Annotated in this window: 18 protein-coding genes, 1 tRNA gene and 1 riboswitch; of the genes, 12 read left to right on the plus strand and 7 right to left on the minus strand. The window is 70.0% G+C overall.

Features of this window, described 5'->3' with window-relative positions:
* Positions 1–16 precede the first annotated feature (16 nt).
* The 4 genes from ACIOC0_RS34635 (at position 17) to ACIOC0_RS34650 (ending at position 2001) form a co-directional block, all read left to right on the plus strand.
* Positions 17–439 carry a Mov34/MPN/PAD-1 family protein gene (locus ACIOC0_RS34635; protein WP_402159881.1) on the plus strand — a complete coding sequence of 141 codons (423 nt, stop codon included), beginning with the start codon at positions 17–19 and terminating at the stop codon, positions 437–439.
* 118 nt (positions 440–557) lie between these two features.
* Complete coding sequence (locus ACIOC0_RS34640) at positions 558–653, plus strand: putative leader peptide (RefSeq protein WP_347400473.1); 96 nt, start codon at positions 558–560, stop codon at positions 651–653.
* A 113-nt stretch (positions 654–766) separates the two neighbouring features.
* On the plus strand, positions 767–1045 hold the full coding sequence (locus tag ACIOC0_RS34645; protein ID WP_130436557.1) for a MoaD/ThiS family protein: 279 nt from the start codon (positions 767–769) through the stop codon (positions 1043–1045).
* A 5-nt stretch (positions 1046–1050) separates the two neighbouring features.
* Positions 1051–2001: a PLP-dependent cysteine synthase family protein gene (locus ACIOC0_RS34650; protein ID WP_402159883.1), complete on the plus strand. Its 951-nt coding sequence runs from the start codon at positions 1051–1053 to the stop codon at positions 1999–2001.
* A 135-nt stretch (positions 2002–2136) separates the two neighbouring features.
* Here the strand turns inward: ACIOC0_RS34650 and ACIOC0_RS34655 are convergent, their stop codons facing one another.
* On the minus strand, positions 2137–2595 hold the full coding sequence (locus tag ACIOC0_RS34655; RefSeq protein ID WP_351098848.1) for a type II toxin-antitoxin system PemK/MazF family toxin: 459 nt from the start codon (positions 2593–2595) through the stop codon (positions 2137–2139).
* A 273-nt stretch (positions 2596–2868) separates the two neighbouring features.
* On the opposite strand from ACIOC0_RS34655, the gene ACIOC0_RS34660 reads away from it, so the two are divergent.
* Positions 2869–3621 carry an MBL fold metallo-hydrolase gene (locus tag ACIOC0_RS34660; protein ID WP_402159886.1) on the plus strand — a complete coding sequence of 251 codons (753 nt, stop codon included), beginning with the start codon at positions 2869–2871 and terminating at the stop codon, positions 3619–3621.
* 71 nt (positions 3622–3692) lie between these two features.
* On the opposite strand, the gene ACIOC0_RS34665 is transcribed toward ACIOC0_RS34660, so the two are convergent.
* Together ACIOC0_RS34665 and ACIOC0_RS34670 are read right to left on the minus strand one after the other, a co-directional pair.
* On the minus strand, positions 3693–4958 hold the full coding sequence (locus ACIOC0_RS34665; protein WP_351098850.1) for a PTS transporter subunit EIIC: 1266 nt from the start codon (positions 4956–4958) through the stop codon (positions 3693–3695).
* Positions 4959–5212: 254 nt separating this feature from the next.
* Positions 5213–6526, minus strand: coding sequence for a PTS transporter subunit EIIC (locus tag ACIOC0_RS34670; protein WP_402159889.1), 1314 nt, complete (start codon positions 6524–6526; stop codon positions 5213–5215).
* 163 nt (positions 6527–6689) lie between these two features.
* Here ACIOC0_RS34670 and ACIOC0_RS34675 point away from each other — a divergent pair, with 163 nt between their 5' ends.
* The 4 genes from ACIOC0_RS34675 (at position 6690) to rdgB (ending at position 9034) form a co-directional block, all read left to right on the plus strand.
* Entirely contained in the window at positions 6690–6923 is a 234-nt protein-coding gene (locus ACIOC0_RS34675) for a glucose PTS transporter subunit EIIB (RefSeq protein WP_130436563.1), read from the plus strand.
* Positions 6924–7007: 84 nt separating this feature from the next.
* Positions 7008–7745, plus strand: a complete 738-nt coding sequence (gene rph, locus ACIOC0_RS34680; RefSeq protein ID WP_402159892.1) for a ribonuclease PH — start codon at positions 7008–7010, stop codon at positions 7743–7745.
* Positions 7746–7932: 187 nt separating this feature from the next.
* Entirely contained in the window at positions 7933–8337 is a 405-nt protein-coding gene (locus ACIOC0_RS34685; protein ID WP_402159895.1) for a hypothetical protein, read from the plus strand.
* Between the two features lie 94 nt (positions 8338–8431).
* Positions 8432–9034 (plus strand): RdgB/HAM1 family non-canonical purine NTP pyrophosphatase, encoded by a 603-nt coding sequence (rdgB, locus tag ACIOC0_RS34690; protein ID WP_402159897.1) that lies wholly within the window; start codon positions 8432–8434, stop codon positions 9032–9034.
* A gap of 42 nt (positions 9035–9076) precedes the next feature.
* Here rdgB and ACIOC0_RS34695 read toward each other — a convergent pair.
* The 3 genes from ACIOC0_RS34695 to bcp all read right to left on the minus strand — a co-directional run bounded on the left by ACIOC0_RS34695 (position 9077) and on the right by bcp (position 10084).
* Positions 9077–9164: transfer RNA gene (locus ACIOC0_RS34695), tRNA-Leu, on the minus strand.
* Between the two features lie 13 nt (positions 9165–9177).
* Positions 9178–9492 carry an HNH endonuclease gene (locus tag ACIOC0_RS34700; protein ID WP_402159900.1) on the minus strand — a complete coding sequence of 105 codons (315 nt, stop codon included), beginning with the start codon at positions 9490–9492 and terminating at the stop codon, positions 9178–9180.
* Positions 9493–9616: 124 nt separating this feature from the next.
* Positions 9617–10084: a thioredoxin-dependent thiol peroxidase gene (bcp, locus tag ACIOC0_RS34705; RefSeq protein WP_351098856.1), complete on the minus strand. Its 468-nt coding sequence runs from the start codon at positions 10082–10084 to the stop codon at positions 9617–9619.
* A 100-nt stretch (positions 10085–10184) separates the two neighbouring features.
* Here bcp and ACIOC0_RS34710 point away from each other — a divergent pair, with 100 nt between their 5' ends.
* The 3 genes from ACIOC0_RS34710 to sugE all read left to right on the plus strand — a co-directional run bounded on the left by ACIOC0_RS34710 (position 10185) and on the right by sugE (position 11402).
* Positions 10185–10514 carry a DUF3618 domain-containing protein gene (locus ACIOC0_RS34710; protein ID WP_402159903.1) on the plus strand — a complete coding sequence of 110 codons (330 nt, stop codon included), beginning with the start codon at positions 10185–10187 and terminating at the stop codon, positions 10512–10514.
* Between the two features lie 98 nt (positions 10515–10612).
* Complete coding sequence (locus ACIOC0_RS34715; protein ID WP_402160262.1) at positions 10613–10915, plus strand: GroES family chaperonin; 303 nt, start codon at positions 10613–10615, stop codon at positions 10913–10915.
* Between the two features lie 55 nt (positions 10916–10970).
* Positions 10971–11042, plus strand: a riboswitch (guanidine-III (ykkC-III) riboswitch).
* Between the two features lie 39 nt (positions 11043–11081).
* Positions 11082–11402 (plus strand): quaternary ammonium compound efflux SMR transporter SugE, encoded by a 321-nt coding sequence (gene sugE / locus ACIOC0_RS34720; RefSeq protein WP_402159906.1) that lies wholly within the window; start codon positions 11082–11084, stop codon positions 11400–11402.
* A gap of 26 nt (positions 11403–11428) precedes the next feature.
* On the opposite strand, the gene ACIOC0_RS34725 is transcribed toward sugE, so the two are convergent.
* Positions 11429–13825, minus strand: a complete 2397-nt coding sequence (locus tag ACIOC0_RS34725) for a transglycosylase domain-containing protein (protein WP_402159909.1) — start codon at positions 13823–13825, stop codon at positions 11429–11431.
* Positions 13826–14058 lie beyond the last annotated feature (233 nt).

A 14058-nucleotide genomic window follows, 5' to 3' on the forward strand; every position in this document is an offset into this window, starting at 1 on the left:
GTCTATCCTGGCGAACATGCTGACCCTCACCCAGGAACTCGTCGACAAGATCGTCGCGCACGCGCGCAAGGACCACCCCGACGAGGCGTGCGGCATCGTCGCCGGACCGGCCGGATCCGACCGCCCCGAGCGGTTCATCCCGATGCTCAACGCGGCCATGTCGCCCACGTTCTACGAGTTCGACTCGGGGGACCTGCTCAAGCTCTACCGCGAGATGGACGACCGCGACGAGGAGCCGGTGATCGTCTACCACTCCCACACCGCGACCGAGGCCTACCCCTCCCGCACCGACATCTCCTACGCGGGCGAACCCGGCGCCCACTACGTCCTCGTCTCCACCGCCGACACCGACGGCGCCGGCGAGTTCCAGTTCCGCTCCTTCCGCATCGTCGAGGGCCAGGTGACCGAGGAAGAGGTCCGGGTCGTCGAGGCGTACTGACCGGCGCCGCCCCGCCCACCGGCCGAAAGGCGGCGGCGGTCTCACCCAACGACCCGATTCGGTCCACGATGTGGGATCACCTTCCGGGGGGCGGGCCGGGAATCGATACGATGAGCCCATGGTTGTGAACGACGTGAGCGACAGGACGCCCGGAGCGCTGCTCGTGGCGCGGCTGCACGTCGACCTGTGCAGGCTCGCCAGCGCCATCTGTTGACGCACGCCCTGCCGCCGTACGGCCCGTGAGCCCGCGGCGCGACGCATCACCCTGCCCGTACCCCGCGCTGCCGTGCGCCCACCGCCCCGACCACTTCCGACAGGAGCCGCATCATGGCCATCGAGGTCCGCATCCCCACCATCCTCCGCCAGTACACCGACGGTCAGAAGGCGGTGGAGGGCAGCGGTGACACCCTCGCCGACCTGTTCACCGACCTCGAGAGCCGGCACTCGGGCATCCGGGCCCGCATCGTGGACGACGGCCAGCTGCGCCGCTTCGTCAACGTGTACCTCAACGACGAGGACGTCCGTTTCGTCGACGGCATCAACACCAAGCTCGCCGACGGCGACACCGTGACGATCCTGCCGGCCGTGGCCGGCGGCATGGCCTGACGGGCATGCGTTACGACTCCCCGCTGGCCGCGGTGGGCAACACCCCTCTGGTGCGCCTGCCGCGGCTGTCGCCGTCCGCCGACGTCCGCATCTGGGCGAAGCTGGAGGACAGAAACCCCACCGGCTCCGTCAAGGACCGCCCCGCCCTGTACATGATCGAGCAGGCGGAGAAGGACGGCCGCCTCACCCCCGGCTGCACCATCCTGGAGCCGACCAGCGGCAACACCGGCATCTCCCTCGCCATGGCGGCCAAGCTCAAGGGCTACCGCATCGTCTGCGTGATGCCCGAGAACACCTCGCAGGAGCGCCGCGACCTGCTCGCCATGTGGGGCGCCGAGATCATCTCCTCCCCGGCCGCGGGCGGCTCCAACACCGCCGTACGCGTCGCCAAGGAGCTCTCCGCCGAGCACCCCGACTGGGTGATGCTCTACCAGTACGGCAACCCCGACAACGCGGGCGCCCACTACGCCACCACCGGCCCGGAGATCCTCGCCGACCTCCCCTCCGTCACCCACTTCGTCGCAGGCCTCGGCACCACGGGGACGCTCATGGGCGTCGGCCGCTACCTGCGCGAACACAAGCCCGACGTCCGGATCGTCGCCGCCGAGCCGCGCTACGACGACCTGGTCTACGGCCTGCGCAACCTCGACGAGGGCTTCGTGCCCGAGCTGTACGACGCCTCCGTCCTGACCACCCGGTTCTCCGTCGGCTCCGCCGACGCCGTCACCCGCACCCGCGAACTCCTCCAGCAGGAAGGCATCTTCGCCGGCGTCTCCACCGGCGCCGCGCTGCACGCCGCGATCGGCGTCGGCAAGAAGGCGCTCAAGGCCGGCGAGAGCGCGGACATCGTGTTCGTGGTGGCCGACGGCGGCTGGAAGTACCTCTCCACCGGCGTCTACACCGCCGCGACGACGGAAGAAGCCATCGAGACGCTCCAGGGCCAACTCTGGGCGTGAGCCACACGATGCGGATACGAGGCGATGTGTCTGCCAAGGGCCTGTCCGGCGGATCCGGTCGCAGGACAACAGCGACGGTGGCTTGTCGGTGCCCGTGAGCGCCCCGCGTCTGCGGCAGGATCCGCCGGACAGGCCCTACCGCGTCAGATGACGGACCTGGTCCCACAGGGCCGGGTCCACGACGCCGACGCGTCGCCTGAAGTCCGACAACCGGACCTGACGCAGCTCGCCCGTCTCCAGGTAGCTCGGCCGGCCCTGGGCGTCCCCCACCGCGCCCGGCGGCAGCGGGATCACTCCGGGCCGCTCGTCGCGGTACTTGCTGGTGATCTTCGCCACGGTCACCCGGTTCCCGCGCACCACCAGCACCAGACACGGCCGGTCCTTCGCGCCCGGCCCGTCCTCGAAGGGCACGTTCGCCCACCAGATCTCCGCCGGCTGCGGCCGCCCCGCCGTGCCACGCCCCCGCTCCGGCCGCCCCGGCGGCCGGGTCCGCCGCCCCGCGGGCCGCCGCCCGCGCCCCCAGCCGTCGACGAGCGTGGCGACGAGCGCCAGCAGTACCACCGCCGCGAGCGCCAGCCACCAGGACGTGTCCATGCACACGAACGTTACCGGGGCGCACGCCACCGGACCACGCGCCCCGACGGAACGCTCATAGCGCAAGATTCCCTTCCCGCGCGCCTCACGCGCCCGGCGTCCAGCCATACCGGTGACAGCACAGGTGAGTTCCCCCACAACGGTCCCTGGCGGAGGAGCGACCGAGGGTTTCGCGCCTTACGCTCGACGGACCGCACAACCCCTGTCGCCACCCCGTCACGCCCCTTTCCGTCCCCGTATCCCCGGATCCCCGCCAGCGGAGGTTTCTGCTTTATGAAGCTCACCGTCGTCGGCTGCTCAGGGTCGTTCCCGTCCGCGGAATCGGCCTGCTCGAGCTACCTCGTCGAGGCCGACGGCTTCCGGCTGCTCCTCGACATGGGCAACGGCGCCCTGGGCGAGCTGCAGCGCCACTGCGGTCTCTACGACCTCGACGCGATCTTCCTGAGCCATCTGCACGCCGACCACTGCATCGACATGTGCGCGTACTTCGTGGCGCGCTACTACCGCCACGACGGCGGACGCTGCGACCCCCTCCCCGTCTACGGCCCGGAGGGCACCGAGCACCGCCTCACCACGGCCTACGCCGACACCCCCTCCGCGTCCTCCATGAGCGAGGTGTTCGACTTCCACACGGTCAAGCCGTCCACCTTCGACATCGGCCCCTTCACGGTGCACACCGAACGCGTGGCCCACCCGGTGGAGGCCTACGGCATCCGCATCGAACACGGCGGCAAGGCGCTGACCTACTCCGGCGACACGGGAGTCAGCCCGGCCCTGGACGAACTGGCCCGCGACGCCGACCTGTTCCTCTGCGAGGCCGCCTTCACGCACGGCAAGGAAAGCATCCCGGACCTGCACCTCAACGGCCGCGAGGCGGGAGAGACGGCGACCCGGGCGGGCGCCCGCCGCCTGGTCCTCACCCACATCCCCCCGTGGACCGACCCCGAGGTCAACCTCGCCGACGCCCGCGAGACCTTCACCGGCCCGGTGGAACTGGCCGTGCCCAGGGTGTCGTACGAGGTCTGACGAAGGCCCGGCCCGCGCGAGGTCCGTCCTGCGGGACGGGCGCGCGGGCCGGGCCGGTGCCGGAAGGCCTCCTACTTGGCTTCCGCCTTCTGGATCTCCGCCAGTTCCTCGTCGGACTCGCGGCCCGGAGTGGGCAGGTTGAACTTGACGATCGCGAAGCGGAAGACCGCGTAGTAGACCGCGCCGAAGCACAGGCCCACCAACATCAGACCCCACGGGTTCGTCGCGATGCCCAGGTTCAGGAAGAAGTCCACCGCGCCGGCCGAGAAACCGAAGCCGTCCTTCATGCCCAGCGCCCAGGTCAGCGCGAGCGACACACCGGTGAGCACCGCGTGGATGGCGTACAGGACGGGCGCGATGAACATGAACGTGAACTCGATCGGCTCGGTCACACCCGTGACGAACGACGTCAGCGCGATCGAGAACATCATGCCGCCGACCACCTTGCGGCGCTCCGGACGCGCGCAGTGCCAGATGGCGAGGCAGGCCGCCGGGAGACCGAACATCATGATCGGGAAGAAGCCCGTCATGAACTGGCCCGCCGTCGGGTCGCCGGCCAGGAACCGCCCGATGTCACCGCTCTTGCCCTCGTACTCGCCCGCCTGGAACCACGGGAACGAGTTCAGCAGGTGGTGCATACCGATCGGGATCAGCGCACGGTTGGCGACACCGAAGACGCCGGCGCCCACGGCGCCCGAACCGACCAGCCACTCACCGAAGTTGTGCAGACCGGTGCCCAGCACGGGCCATATGTAGCCGAAGACGATGCCGATGACCAGGCCCGCGAACGCCGACAGGATCGGCACCAGCCGACGGCCGCCGAAGAAGCCCGCCCAGTCCGGCAGCTTCGTGCGGTAGAACCGCTGGTACAGCAGCGCGACCACGAGGCCCATCACCACACCGCCGAGCACCTTCGCGTCGACCGGCGCGTCCACCATGACGACCTTGCCGTCGACGGCCTTCGCCACCTTCGGCAGGTTCTTGTCGGTGAACGTGGCGAGCACGTTCTTGAAGACCAGATAGCCGACGACCGCGGCGAGCGCCGTGGAGCCGTCCGACTTCTTGGCGAAGCCGATCGCGATGCCCACGGCGAACAGCAGCGCCATGTTGTCGAGGATCGCGTTGCCGCCTGCCGCCATGAACCCCGCGATCTTCGTGAGGAAGGTGGGGAACGACGAACGCCCGAGCATGTCGTCGTTGCCCAGGCGCACCAGGAGGGCGGCGGCGGGAAGCACGGCCACCGGCAGCATGAGGCTGCGCCCGATGCGCTGGAGCACGGCCATCACACCGGCGCCCTTGTTCTTGTCAGCCGCGGGAGCGGCGCTGGCCGTGGTCACATTCTCCTCCTGAGACCCCCGGACGCAGGCCGGGAGGGCAAGGCGCCGTCCGGGGAAAAGGGGGGGAAGGGACGGCAGCGTCTCTGGTCTAAACCACTGGGTGGTGTAGACCTGTTGTAGCACGATGAAGGCGAGATAAGGAACCGCCGGAACCATCACAGAAGCGCTACGCCCGGCACCCGCCCCGACCCTCCCCGTCAGGCACGCGAAAAGGCCCCCGGACCGACGGTCCAGGGGCCCGCGCAGGCGCCGCGTCAGGCCTTCGTGGTGTCCTCCCGCTCCTCCTCCGCCTCACGCCCCGGAGTCTTCAGGTCGAACCTCGTGATCGCGAAGCGGAAGACGACGTAGTACACGGCCGCGAAGCACAGACCGATCGGGATGATCGCCCACGGCTTCGTCGCCAGGTTCCAGTTGATGACGTAGTCGATGAGACCCGCCGAGAAACTGAACCCGTCGTGCACCCCCAGCCCCCAGGTCACCGCCATCGACACACCCGTCAGCACCGCGTGCAGCGCGTACAGCAGCGGCGCCACGAACAGGAACGAGTACTCGATCGGCTCCGTGATCCCCGTGACGAACGACGTCAGCGCCACCGACAGCATCAGCCCGCCGACCTCCTTGCGCCGCTCAGGGCGCGCGGTGTGCGTGATCGCCAGAGCCGCCGCCGGCAGCGCGAACATCATGATCGGGAAGAACCCCGAGGTGAACTGACCCGCGCCCGGATCCCCCGCCAGGAACATGTTGATGTCACCGTGCACCACCGTCCCGTCCGGCTTGGTGTAACTGCCGAACTGGAACCAGATGGGCACGTTCAGGAACTGGTGCAACCCGATCACCAGCAGTGCCCGGTTCGCCACACCGAAGATGCCCGCGCCCCATGCGTCCAGACCGTCCAGCCAGTCGCTGAAACTCTCCAGCCCGCTGCCGATCGGCGGCCACACCCACAGACACAGCGCCGCGAACACGATCGCCACGAACGCCATGATGATCGGCACCAGCCGCCGCCCGTTGAAGAAACCCAGCCAGTCCACCAGCCGCGTCCGATGGAACCGCTGCCAGAAGTACGCGGCCGTCAGACCCATCACGATGCCGCCGAACACCCCCGGGTTCTGATAGGTGAACGCCGTCACCGTCCCGTCGAGCGTCGCCTGGCAGCCGATCCCCGGCACCGCCTTCGAACCCCCGGGACAGTCCGCCGGGAACTGCCGCAGCACGTTGTAGTAGACGAGGAAACCCACCACCGCCGCGAGCGCCGTCGAACCGTCGGCCTTCCTCGCCATCCCGATCGCCACACCCACGCAGAACAGCAGCGGCAGCCCCAACTGCCCGTCCAGCAGCGCCCCGCCCGCACCCACCATCACCTTGGAGACGTTCGTCCACCCCAGCCCCTCGTCCCCGAACACGTCCGGCTGCCCCAGCCGGTTGAGGATGCCGGCGGCCGGCAGCACCGCGATGGGCAGCTGAAGGCTGCGGCCCATCTTCTGCAGCCCCTGGAACGCGCTGTTCCAGCGGGCGCGCGCAGGGCTCACCTGTCCCGGCGCGGCCCTGCCGGCACTCTCGGCACTCATGGTTTGGCGACCGCCTGTCAGGTGGTGTAGACCAACTACCGACGATTACGTCACTGTGCCGCCATCCTTCGGCATCCACGACGCGATCGCTCGCGAAGTTGGGCCAACTGTGGGTTACTGCGACAAACCGGTTCGCACACCAGGGAATTCAGGGAGACCGAACATGGCCAGCAAGGCTGAGAAGATCGTCGCCGGGCTCGGCGGCATCGACAACATCGAGGAGATCGAAGGCTGCATCACGCGCCTGCGCACCGAGGTCTCCGACCCCTCTCTGGTCGACGACGCCGCCCTCAAGGCCGCCGGCGCCCACGGCGTCGTGAAGATGGGCACCGCCATCCAGGTCGTCATCGGCACCGACGCCGACCCGATCGCGACCGAGATCGAAGACATGATGTGAACCCCGCCGTCCACCGCTGACGGGCCCCTCCCATCCACGGGGAGGGGCCCGCCGCGTTCCCTTCCTCCCGCTAGGCTCGACGCCATGTCTCGAATCGACGGCCGCACGCCCGATCAGCTCCGCCCGGTCACCATCGAACGCGGCTGGAGCAAGCATGCCGAGGGCTCCGTCCTCGTCTCCTTCGGCGACACCAAGGTCTTCTGCACCGCCTCCGTCACCGAAGGCGTCCCCCGCTGGCGCAAGGGAAGCGGCGAAGGCTGGGTCACCGCCGAATACTCCATGCTGCCCCGCGCCACCAACACCCGCGGCGACCGCGAATCCGTCCGCGGCAAGATCGGCGGCCGCACCCACGAGATCAGCCGCCTCATCGGCCGCTCCCTGCGCGCCGTCATCGACTACAAGGCACTCGGCGAGAACACCATCGTCCTCGACTGCGACGTCCTCCAGGCCGACGGCGGCACCCGCACCGCCGCCATCACCGGCGCGTACGTCGCCCTCGCCGACGCCATCACCTGGGCCCAGGGCAAGAAGCTCATCAAGGCCGGCCGCCGGCCCCTCACCGGCACCGTCTCCGCCGTCTCCGTCGGCATCGTCGGCCAGATCCCCCTCCTCGACCTCTGCTACGAGGAGGACGTCCGCGCCGAGACCGACATGAACGTCGTCTGCACCGGCGACGGCCGCTTCGTCGAGGTCCAGGGCACCGCCGAAGCCGAGCCGTTCGCCCGCGACGAGCTCAACTCCCTTCTCGACCTCGCCGTTTCGGGCTGCAAGGAACTCGCCGTCCTCCAGCGCACCGCACTCGACGCCGTCCTCGAACGGTAGGGCCGGCCGGCACGGGGGCGCACCGGGAAGGACAGGCCGGGACGGGCGGCCGGGACGGGCGGCCGGGGGCGGGCAACCAGGCCGCCCCCGCTCGCGTCTAGGGGTAAGGGCGCACGGCTCGACGCCGCACGCCCGGCCAGTCAGCGCACGGGGGCCCTCGGGGCTGTGCAAGGGGAGGACCAACACCATGGCCGAGAGACGACGCCGCCGTCGCCGTATCGCCGCAACCGCCGCCGCCGTGGCGGCCTTCGGGCTCACGGCCGCGCTCACCACCGGCTGCGACGCCGTCAACAAGGCGCTGGACTGCGTCCAGACCGCCGACGCCATCGCCGACAGCGTCACCGAACTCCAGCAGGCCGTGCAGAACGCCTCCGACGACCCCACCCGGCTCGAGGAGTCCCTCGACTCCATCGACAAGAATCTCACCAAGATCGGCGACACCACCGACGACGCCGACGTCGACAAGGCGGTGGACGACCTGACCACCGCCGTCCGCAACGTCCGCACCGCCGTCAAGAACGGCGACGCGACCCCCGACCTCAGCCCCGTCACCGACGCGGCGGGCGAGCTGACGAAGGTCTGCACGCCTTAGAGGTCCTTGCAGCGGCCGGGCCGGTCACCGTCGCGTAGGCCGGGCCGGTCACCGCCGCGTACGCCGGGCGGCGGCCCCCGCGATACTGGGGGCCATGACCCGCCTGATCCTCGCCACCCGCAACGCCGGAAAGATCACCGAACTCAGGTCGATCCTCGCCGACGCAGGACTGCCCCACGACCTCGTCGGCGCGGAGGCCTACCCCGACGTCCCCGACGTCAAGGAGACCGGCGTCACCTTCGCCGAGAACGCCCTCCTCAAGGCCCACGCCCTCGCCCGCGCCACCGGCCTGCCCGCCGTCGCCGACGACTCCGGCCTCTGCGTCGACGTCCTGGGCGGCGCCCCCGGCATCTTCTCGGCCCGCTGGTCCGGCCGCCACGGCGACGACACGGCCAACCTGGACCTCCTCCTGGCCCAGCTCTCCGACATCGCCGAGGAACACCGCGGCGCCCACTTCGCCTGCGCGGCGGCCCTGGCCCTGCCGGACGGCACGGAACGAGTGGTGGAAGGCCGGTTGACGGGCACCCTGCGCCATACCCCCACCGGCACGAACGGCTTCGGCTACGACCCGATCCTCGTCCCCCAGGGCGAGACCCGCACCTGCGCGGAACTGTCCCCGGCCGAGAAGAACGCCATCAGCCATCGAGGAAAGGCCTTCCGAGCCCTGGTACCTGCCGTACGGGAACTGCTGGGCTGAGCGGATACGAGGAAGGGGCCGCCTGGTGGGGCGGCCCCTCTGTGGTGCGGCCGGTGGGATTCGAACCCACACGGGTGTGAACCCACTGGTACCTAAAACCAGCATGACTGCCAGATTCCATCACGGCCGCTCAAAAACGGTCATCATGCTCGACCGCGGCACTCAGTGTACGGGCCTGTCGTGCCGTCCGGCGAGGGCGCACCGGTTTTGCGGCGGCACCACGTGTCCGTCACCGCGTGGCAGTTGGGGCAGAGATAGCGCAGGTTCGCCGGGCGATTGTCCCGCCGGTTCCCGTCGACGTGGTCGATCGGCAAGGTGATCGGGCGTCCTCGCCACTCTCCGGTGTTACCGCACTCCGCACACGCGTACGGCACCCCGATCTCGGTCAGAGCCCGATGCAGGCGCAGCCGTTCCCGGCTGTACACGTCCGATCGTTGCGACGCGTTCCGCACCCCCATGGTCCCCTCCGTCCTCGGCCGCCTGTTCGTGGTCTCGTACGGAGTGACGAACCGATTGTCGGACGGTCACGTGGGAGGGGTGGGGCCCGCGCCGGGGGTGCCGGGGCGGGCCGTGGGTGGGGGATCAGATGCCGAGGTCCTTGATGATCTTGGCGACGTGGCCCGTGGCGCGGACGTTGTACAGGGCGCGTTCCACCTTGCCCTCCTCGTCCACCACGATGGTGGAGCGGATGACGCCCAGGTACGTCTTGCCGTAGTTCTTCTTCTCGCCGTAGGCGCCGTACGCGTCGAGGACCTTCTTCTCGGGGTCGGCCAGCAGGGTGACCCGGAGGGATTCCTTGTCGCGGAACTTGCCCAGCTTCTCGGGGCTGTCCGGGGAGACGCCGATGACGTCGTACCCCGCGCCGGCCAGCACGTCGAGGTTGTCGGTGAAGTCGCAGGCCTGCTTGGTGCAGCCGGGCGTCAGCGCGGCCGGGTAGAAGTAGACGATGACCTTGCGGCCCTTGTGGTCCGACAGGGACACCTCGTTGCCGTCGGCGTCGGGGAGGGTGAAGGCGGGGGCCACGTCCCCGGGCTGGAGTCGCTCGCTCATCGGACCAGCGTAACCGGGGGTCCTGACCGTGCGGCCGTGGACGGAGCTGACAGACTGTCCAGGACACGTACGAACGTCGGCTCACTTCGGAGGCCCCACCGTGGCGGACACGTCGGACACCAGAACCCCGGCGCAGATCGAGGCGGACATCAGGCGCCGCCGTGAAACGCTGGCCGAGACACTCGACGAGATCGGGGTGCGGGTGCACCCCAAGACGATCGTCGGGGACGCCAAGGCCAGGGTCGTCGCCAACGTCGACCACACGCTCGGAAGGGCCTATGTGCAGGTCAACCGGGCTGTGAGCGATGTGCGGGCGCAGTTGGTGGACGAGGAGGGCGCCCCGCGGCTGGAGCGGGTCGTGCCCCTCGCCCTGGTCGTGGTCGGCGTGGTGGGGCTGCTGGCCCTGAGCACCCGGCGTCGCAAGGGCTGACCCGAGGGCGTCCCCGTCCGGCCGAGGCAGGTAGGTTCGAAGGCGTGAGCGGTAACAGAAGCGAGCACAGCACCCAGCACGACAAGCTTCCCATCCGGATGCTGCACGACCGTGTCCTCGTCCGGCAGGAAGCCGGCGAGGGCGAGCGCCGGTCCGGCGGCGGGATCCTGATCCCGGCGACGGCGGCGGTGGGCCGTCGGCTGGCGTGGGCCGAGGTCGTCGCGGTGGGTCAGAACGTACGCACGGTGGAGCCGGGCGACCGGGTCCTGTTCGACCCGGAGGACCGGGCCGAGGTGGAGGTGCGGGGCATCGCGTACTCGCTGATGCGTGAGCGCGACCTGCACGCGGTGGCCGCGGACCGCTTCGAGGGCTCGGAGGACTCGACGGGCCTGTACCTCTGAGACGGAACTGACGGACCGGAGGGGGCCGGTGACCTCGGTCACCGGCCCCCTCCCGCATGTTTGCTAGCGTGGGCGACGCCCGACGAGACGCGCCGTACCGGGATGACGCAGGCAAAGACGACGCACCCCGTTCTCCGTCTACGTCAGTGTCCCGGAGGTGCTCACCGTGGCGTGGGTCCTGCTCGTTCTCGCCGGTCTGCTCGAGGTCGCCTGGTCGGTCGGCATGAAGTACACCGACGGCTTCACCCGTCTCGTCCCCAGCCTGTTCACCGGCGCCGGCATCGTCGCCAGCATGCTGTTGCTGTCGTACGCCACCCGCTCGCTGCCCATCGGCACCGCCTACGGCGTGTGGGTGGGGATCGGGGCGGCCGGCGCGGCGGTGCTCGGCATGGTGGTGCTGGGTGAGCCGGCGACCGCCGCCCGGATCTTCTTCGTGTGTCTGCTGCTGGTCGCCGTGGTGGGGCTCAAGGCGACCTCGGGCCCCTAGACCTCAGGCCACGGGACCTCAGGCCCCTAGGGGCCGGTGCCTCCCGGTGTGCCGCCGCCGGCGGTGGCGGCGCCGCCGTCCGTGGCCGTGCCGCCGTCGGCGGTCGTCTCCCCGGTCGCGCCGCCGTCGGAGGTGTCGCCGGTAGCCCCGCCGTCAGAGGTGTTCCCGGTGGCGCCGTCGCTGGTCGCGCCGCTGGTGGCGGTGCCACCGGTCGCCGTGCCCTGGCTCGCCCCGCCGCCGGTCGTCGGGCCGCCGCTGGTGGTGGTGCCGCCGTCGGTGCTGGGGGTGCTGTCGCTGGGCCGGTTCGTGGCGGGGTCGTTCTGCTCGTTCTGCGAGGGCTGGCTCTGCGAGGGCTGGGCCGGCGGGGCGACCGACTCCAGGGAGCCCTCCTCGACCTCGAGGTCGAAGTCCCGGACGGGGGTGCCCTTGAGGGCCTCCTTGGTGTACTGCGCCCAGATCTGCGTGGGCGCGCCGCCGCCGTTGATGCGGTCCAGGCCCATCACGCCGTAGAGCGACTTGTGGGCGGCGGTGACCGGGTCCTGGCCCATCACGGAGACGACCGTGGCGAGGTCGGGGGTGTAGCCGGCGAACCAGGCGGCGGTGTCCTCCTCGGCGGTGCCGGTCTTGCCGGCGGCGGGGCGGTCCGCCTTGAGGGCCTTGGTGGCGGTGCCGTTCTCGACGACGCTGCGCAGGACGGAGGTGGTGGTGTCGGCGGCCTCGCGGGAGACGGCCTGGCTGGTCTTGCGCTTCGGCACGTCGACATCGGTGCCGCCCCTCTGCACCTTCTCGATCATCGTGTACGGGCCGTGCTTGCCGTGGTTGGCGAGCGTCGCGTAGGCCTCCGCCATGTCCAGGACGCTGGCGGTGGCGACGCCCAGCGCGACCGACGGGTACGGATGGAGTTCGGGGGTGTCGGCGGGCAGGCCCAGGTCGAGGGCGGTCCGCTTGACCTTGGCGGGGCCGACGTCCACGGCCATCTGCGCGTACACAGAGTTGACGGACTTGTCGGTGGCCTCGCGCACGGTGATGTCGCCGTAGTCGCCGTCGTCCTCGTTCTCGGGGCTGTATGCGCCGCCGCTCCAGCCTTGGACGGGGCGCTTGTTGCTGCCGTCGTAGATCGTGTTCGGGTTGATGCGCCGGCCGTCCTGGGTGGAGGAGTCGTTCTCGACGGCCGAGGTGAACACGAACGGTTTGAAGGTGGAGCCGACCTGGAAGTCCCGGCGGGTGGCGTTGTTGGTGTACTGCTTGACGTAGTCGATGCCGCCGTACATGGCGACGACTTTGCCGGTCTTCGGGTCGACGGAGGCGCCGCCGGCGCGGACGTAGCCGTCGACCTTGCGCTTGTTCTTGTCCAGCTTGGACATCAGCTGGTCGTTGACGGCGTCGACCAGGGCGTCCTGCTTCTTCTTCTGCAGGGTGGTGGTGATGCGGTAGCCGCCGGTGTCGAGGGACTTCTCGTCGACGATGCCGCCGCGGATCAGCTCGTCCTTGATGGCGCGCACGAGGTAGCCGCGCTGCCCGGACATGCCGGTGTCGGCGCCGGAGGTCTCCCTGGGCCCGGGGAACTTCATGCCGGTGCGCTCGGACGGGGGGAGCCAGCCCTTGTCGACCATGCCGTCGAGGACGTAGTTCCAGCGGGACTCGGCGGCCTTCTGGTTCTCGGGGTGGGCGGTCACGTCGTACTGGCTGGGCGCGTTGACCAGCGCGGCGAGGTAGGCGCCCTGGCCGGCGGTGAGCTCGGAGGCGTCGATGCCGTAGTAGGCCTGGGCGGCGGCCTGGATGCCGTAGGCGTTGCGGCCGAAGAAGCTGGTGTTGAGGTAGCCCTCGAGGATCTCGTCCTTGGAGGTCTCGCGGTCCAGCTTGATGGCGATGAAGAACTCCTTCACCTTGCGGGTGACGGTCTGTTCCTGGGCGAGGTAGTAGTTCTTCACGTACTGCTGGGTGATGGTGGAGCCGGACTGCTTGCCCTTGCCGAGCGCGGTGTTCAAGCCGGCGCGCAGCATCGCCTTGGGGTCGACGGCGGACTCGGTGTAGAAGTCGCGGTCCTCGGCGGCCAGTATGGCGTGCTGGGCCGGCTTGGAGATCTGCGCGAGGGTGACGTTCTCGCGGTTGACCTCGCCGTCGCGGGCGATCTCGGTGCCGTCCGCGTAGAGGTAGACGTTGCTCTGCTTGGTGGCGAGGGCGTTGGCGGGCGGGATCTTCACCATGGAGTAGCCGAGGAAGAACAGGGCGGCCAGGACCATCGTGCAGATGACGAAGGCGCCGAGCACCATCCGCCAGGTGGGCAGCAGCCGGCGCCAGCCGGTGCGCTTGGGCCGCTTGGGCTTCTTCCCTTCCGTCGGCGGTCCGGGCTCTGCCGCCTCGGGCTCTGCGGGGGCCGCCCAGCCCTCGGTCGGCTTCTGCGGCTTCGGATCGTCGCTCATGTGTTGCTCGGACTCCTGTTTCACGTCGTACGTTTTCCGTACGCCTCGTGCGCGTTCTGCGCCCCCTGTTGAAGACTCTCGCACCAACCGTTCCGTTCCCGGCAATCGGCACGCGTTGTGCGGCCGGTCGGCGGTGCGGCGTCTGTCGCCGCGTCATGCCGGAAAACGCCTGGCACGTCGTCGTGTCCGCGCACTAGGCTCCTGCGCTTCGGTGTCGGCGGGCCGGGCGGGCG

It is taken from the genome of Streptomyces sp. NPDC088254, from assembly GCF_044740925.1.
In the GTDB taxonomy this organism is placed as follows: Bacteria; Actinomycetota; Actinomycetes; order Streptomycetales; family Streptomycetaceae; genus Streptomyces.

Coding starts and splice junctions, on each gene's coding strand:
- ACIOC0_RS34675 (WP_130436563.1), top strand. CDS start 6,690: ATGGCCAGCAAGGCTGAGAAGATCGTCGCCGGGCTCGGCGGCATCGAC.
- ACIOC0_RS34660 (WP_402159886.1), top strand. CDS start 2,869: ATGAAGCTCACCGTCGTCGGCTGCTCAGGGTCGTTCCCGTCCGCGGAA.
- ACIOC0_RS34645 (WP_130436557.1), top strand. CDS start 767: ATGGCCATCGAGGTCCGCATCCCCACCATCCTCCGCCAGTACACCGAC.
- ACIOC0_RS34635 (WP_402159881.1), top strand. CDS start 17: ATGCTGACCCTCACCCAGGAACTCGTCGACAAGATCGTCGCGCACGCG.
- ACIOC0_RS34715 (WP_402160262.1), top strand. CDS start 10,613: ATGCTGCACGACCGTGTCCTCGTCCGGCAGGAAGCCGGCGAGGGCGAG.
- bcp (WP_351098856.1), bottom strand. CDS start 10,084: ATGAGCGAGCGACTCCAGCCCGGGGACGTGGCCCCCGCCTTCACCCTC.
- ACIOC0_RS34670 (WP_402159889.1), bottom strand. CDS start 6,526: ATGAGTGCCGAGAGTGCCGGCAGGGCCGCGCCGGGACAGGTGAGCCCT.
- rdgB (WP_402159897.1), top strand. CDS start 8,432: ATGACCCGCCTGATCCTCGCCACCCGCAACGCCGGAAAGATCACCGAA.
- ACIOC0_RS34650 (WP_402159883.1), top strand. CDS start 1,051: ATGCGTTACGACTCCCCGCTGGCCGCGGTGGGCAACACCCCTCTGGTG.
- ACIOC0_RS34685 (WP_402159895.1), top strand. CDS start 7,933: ATGGCCGAGAGACGACGCCGCCGTCGCCGTATCGCCGCAACCGCCGCC.
- ACIOC0_RS34640 (WP_347400473.1), top strand. CDS start 558: ATGGTTGTGAACGACGTGAGCGACAGGACGCCCGGAGCGCTGCTCGTG.
- ACIOC0_RS34725 (WP_402159909.1), bottom strand. CDS start 13,825: ATGAGCGACGATCCGAAGCCGCAGAAGCCGACCGAGGGCTGGGCGGCC.
- ACIOC0_RS34700 (WP_402159900.1), bottom strand. CDS start 9,492: ATGGGGGTGCGGAACGCGTCGCAACGATCGGACGTGTACAGCCGGGAA.
- rph (WP_402159892.1), top strand. CDS start 7,008: ATGTCTCGAATCGACGGCCGCACGCCCGATCAGCTCCGCCCGGTCACC.
- ACIOC0_RS34655 (WP_351098848.1), bottom strand. CDS start 2,595: ATGGACACGTCCTGGTGGCTGGCGCTCGCGGCGGTGGTACTGCTGGCG.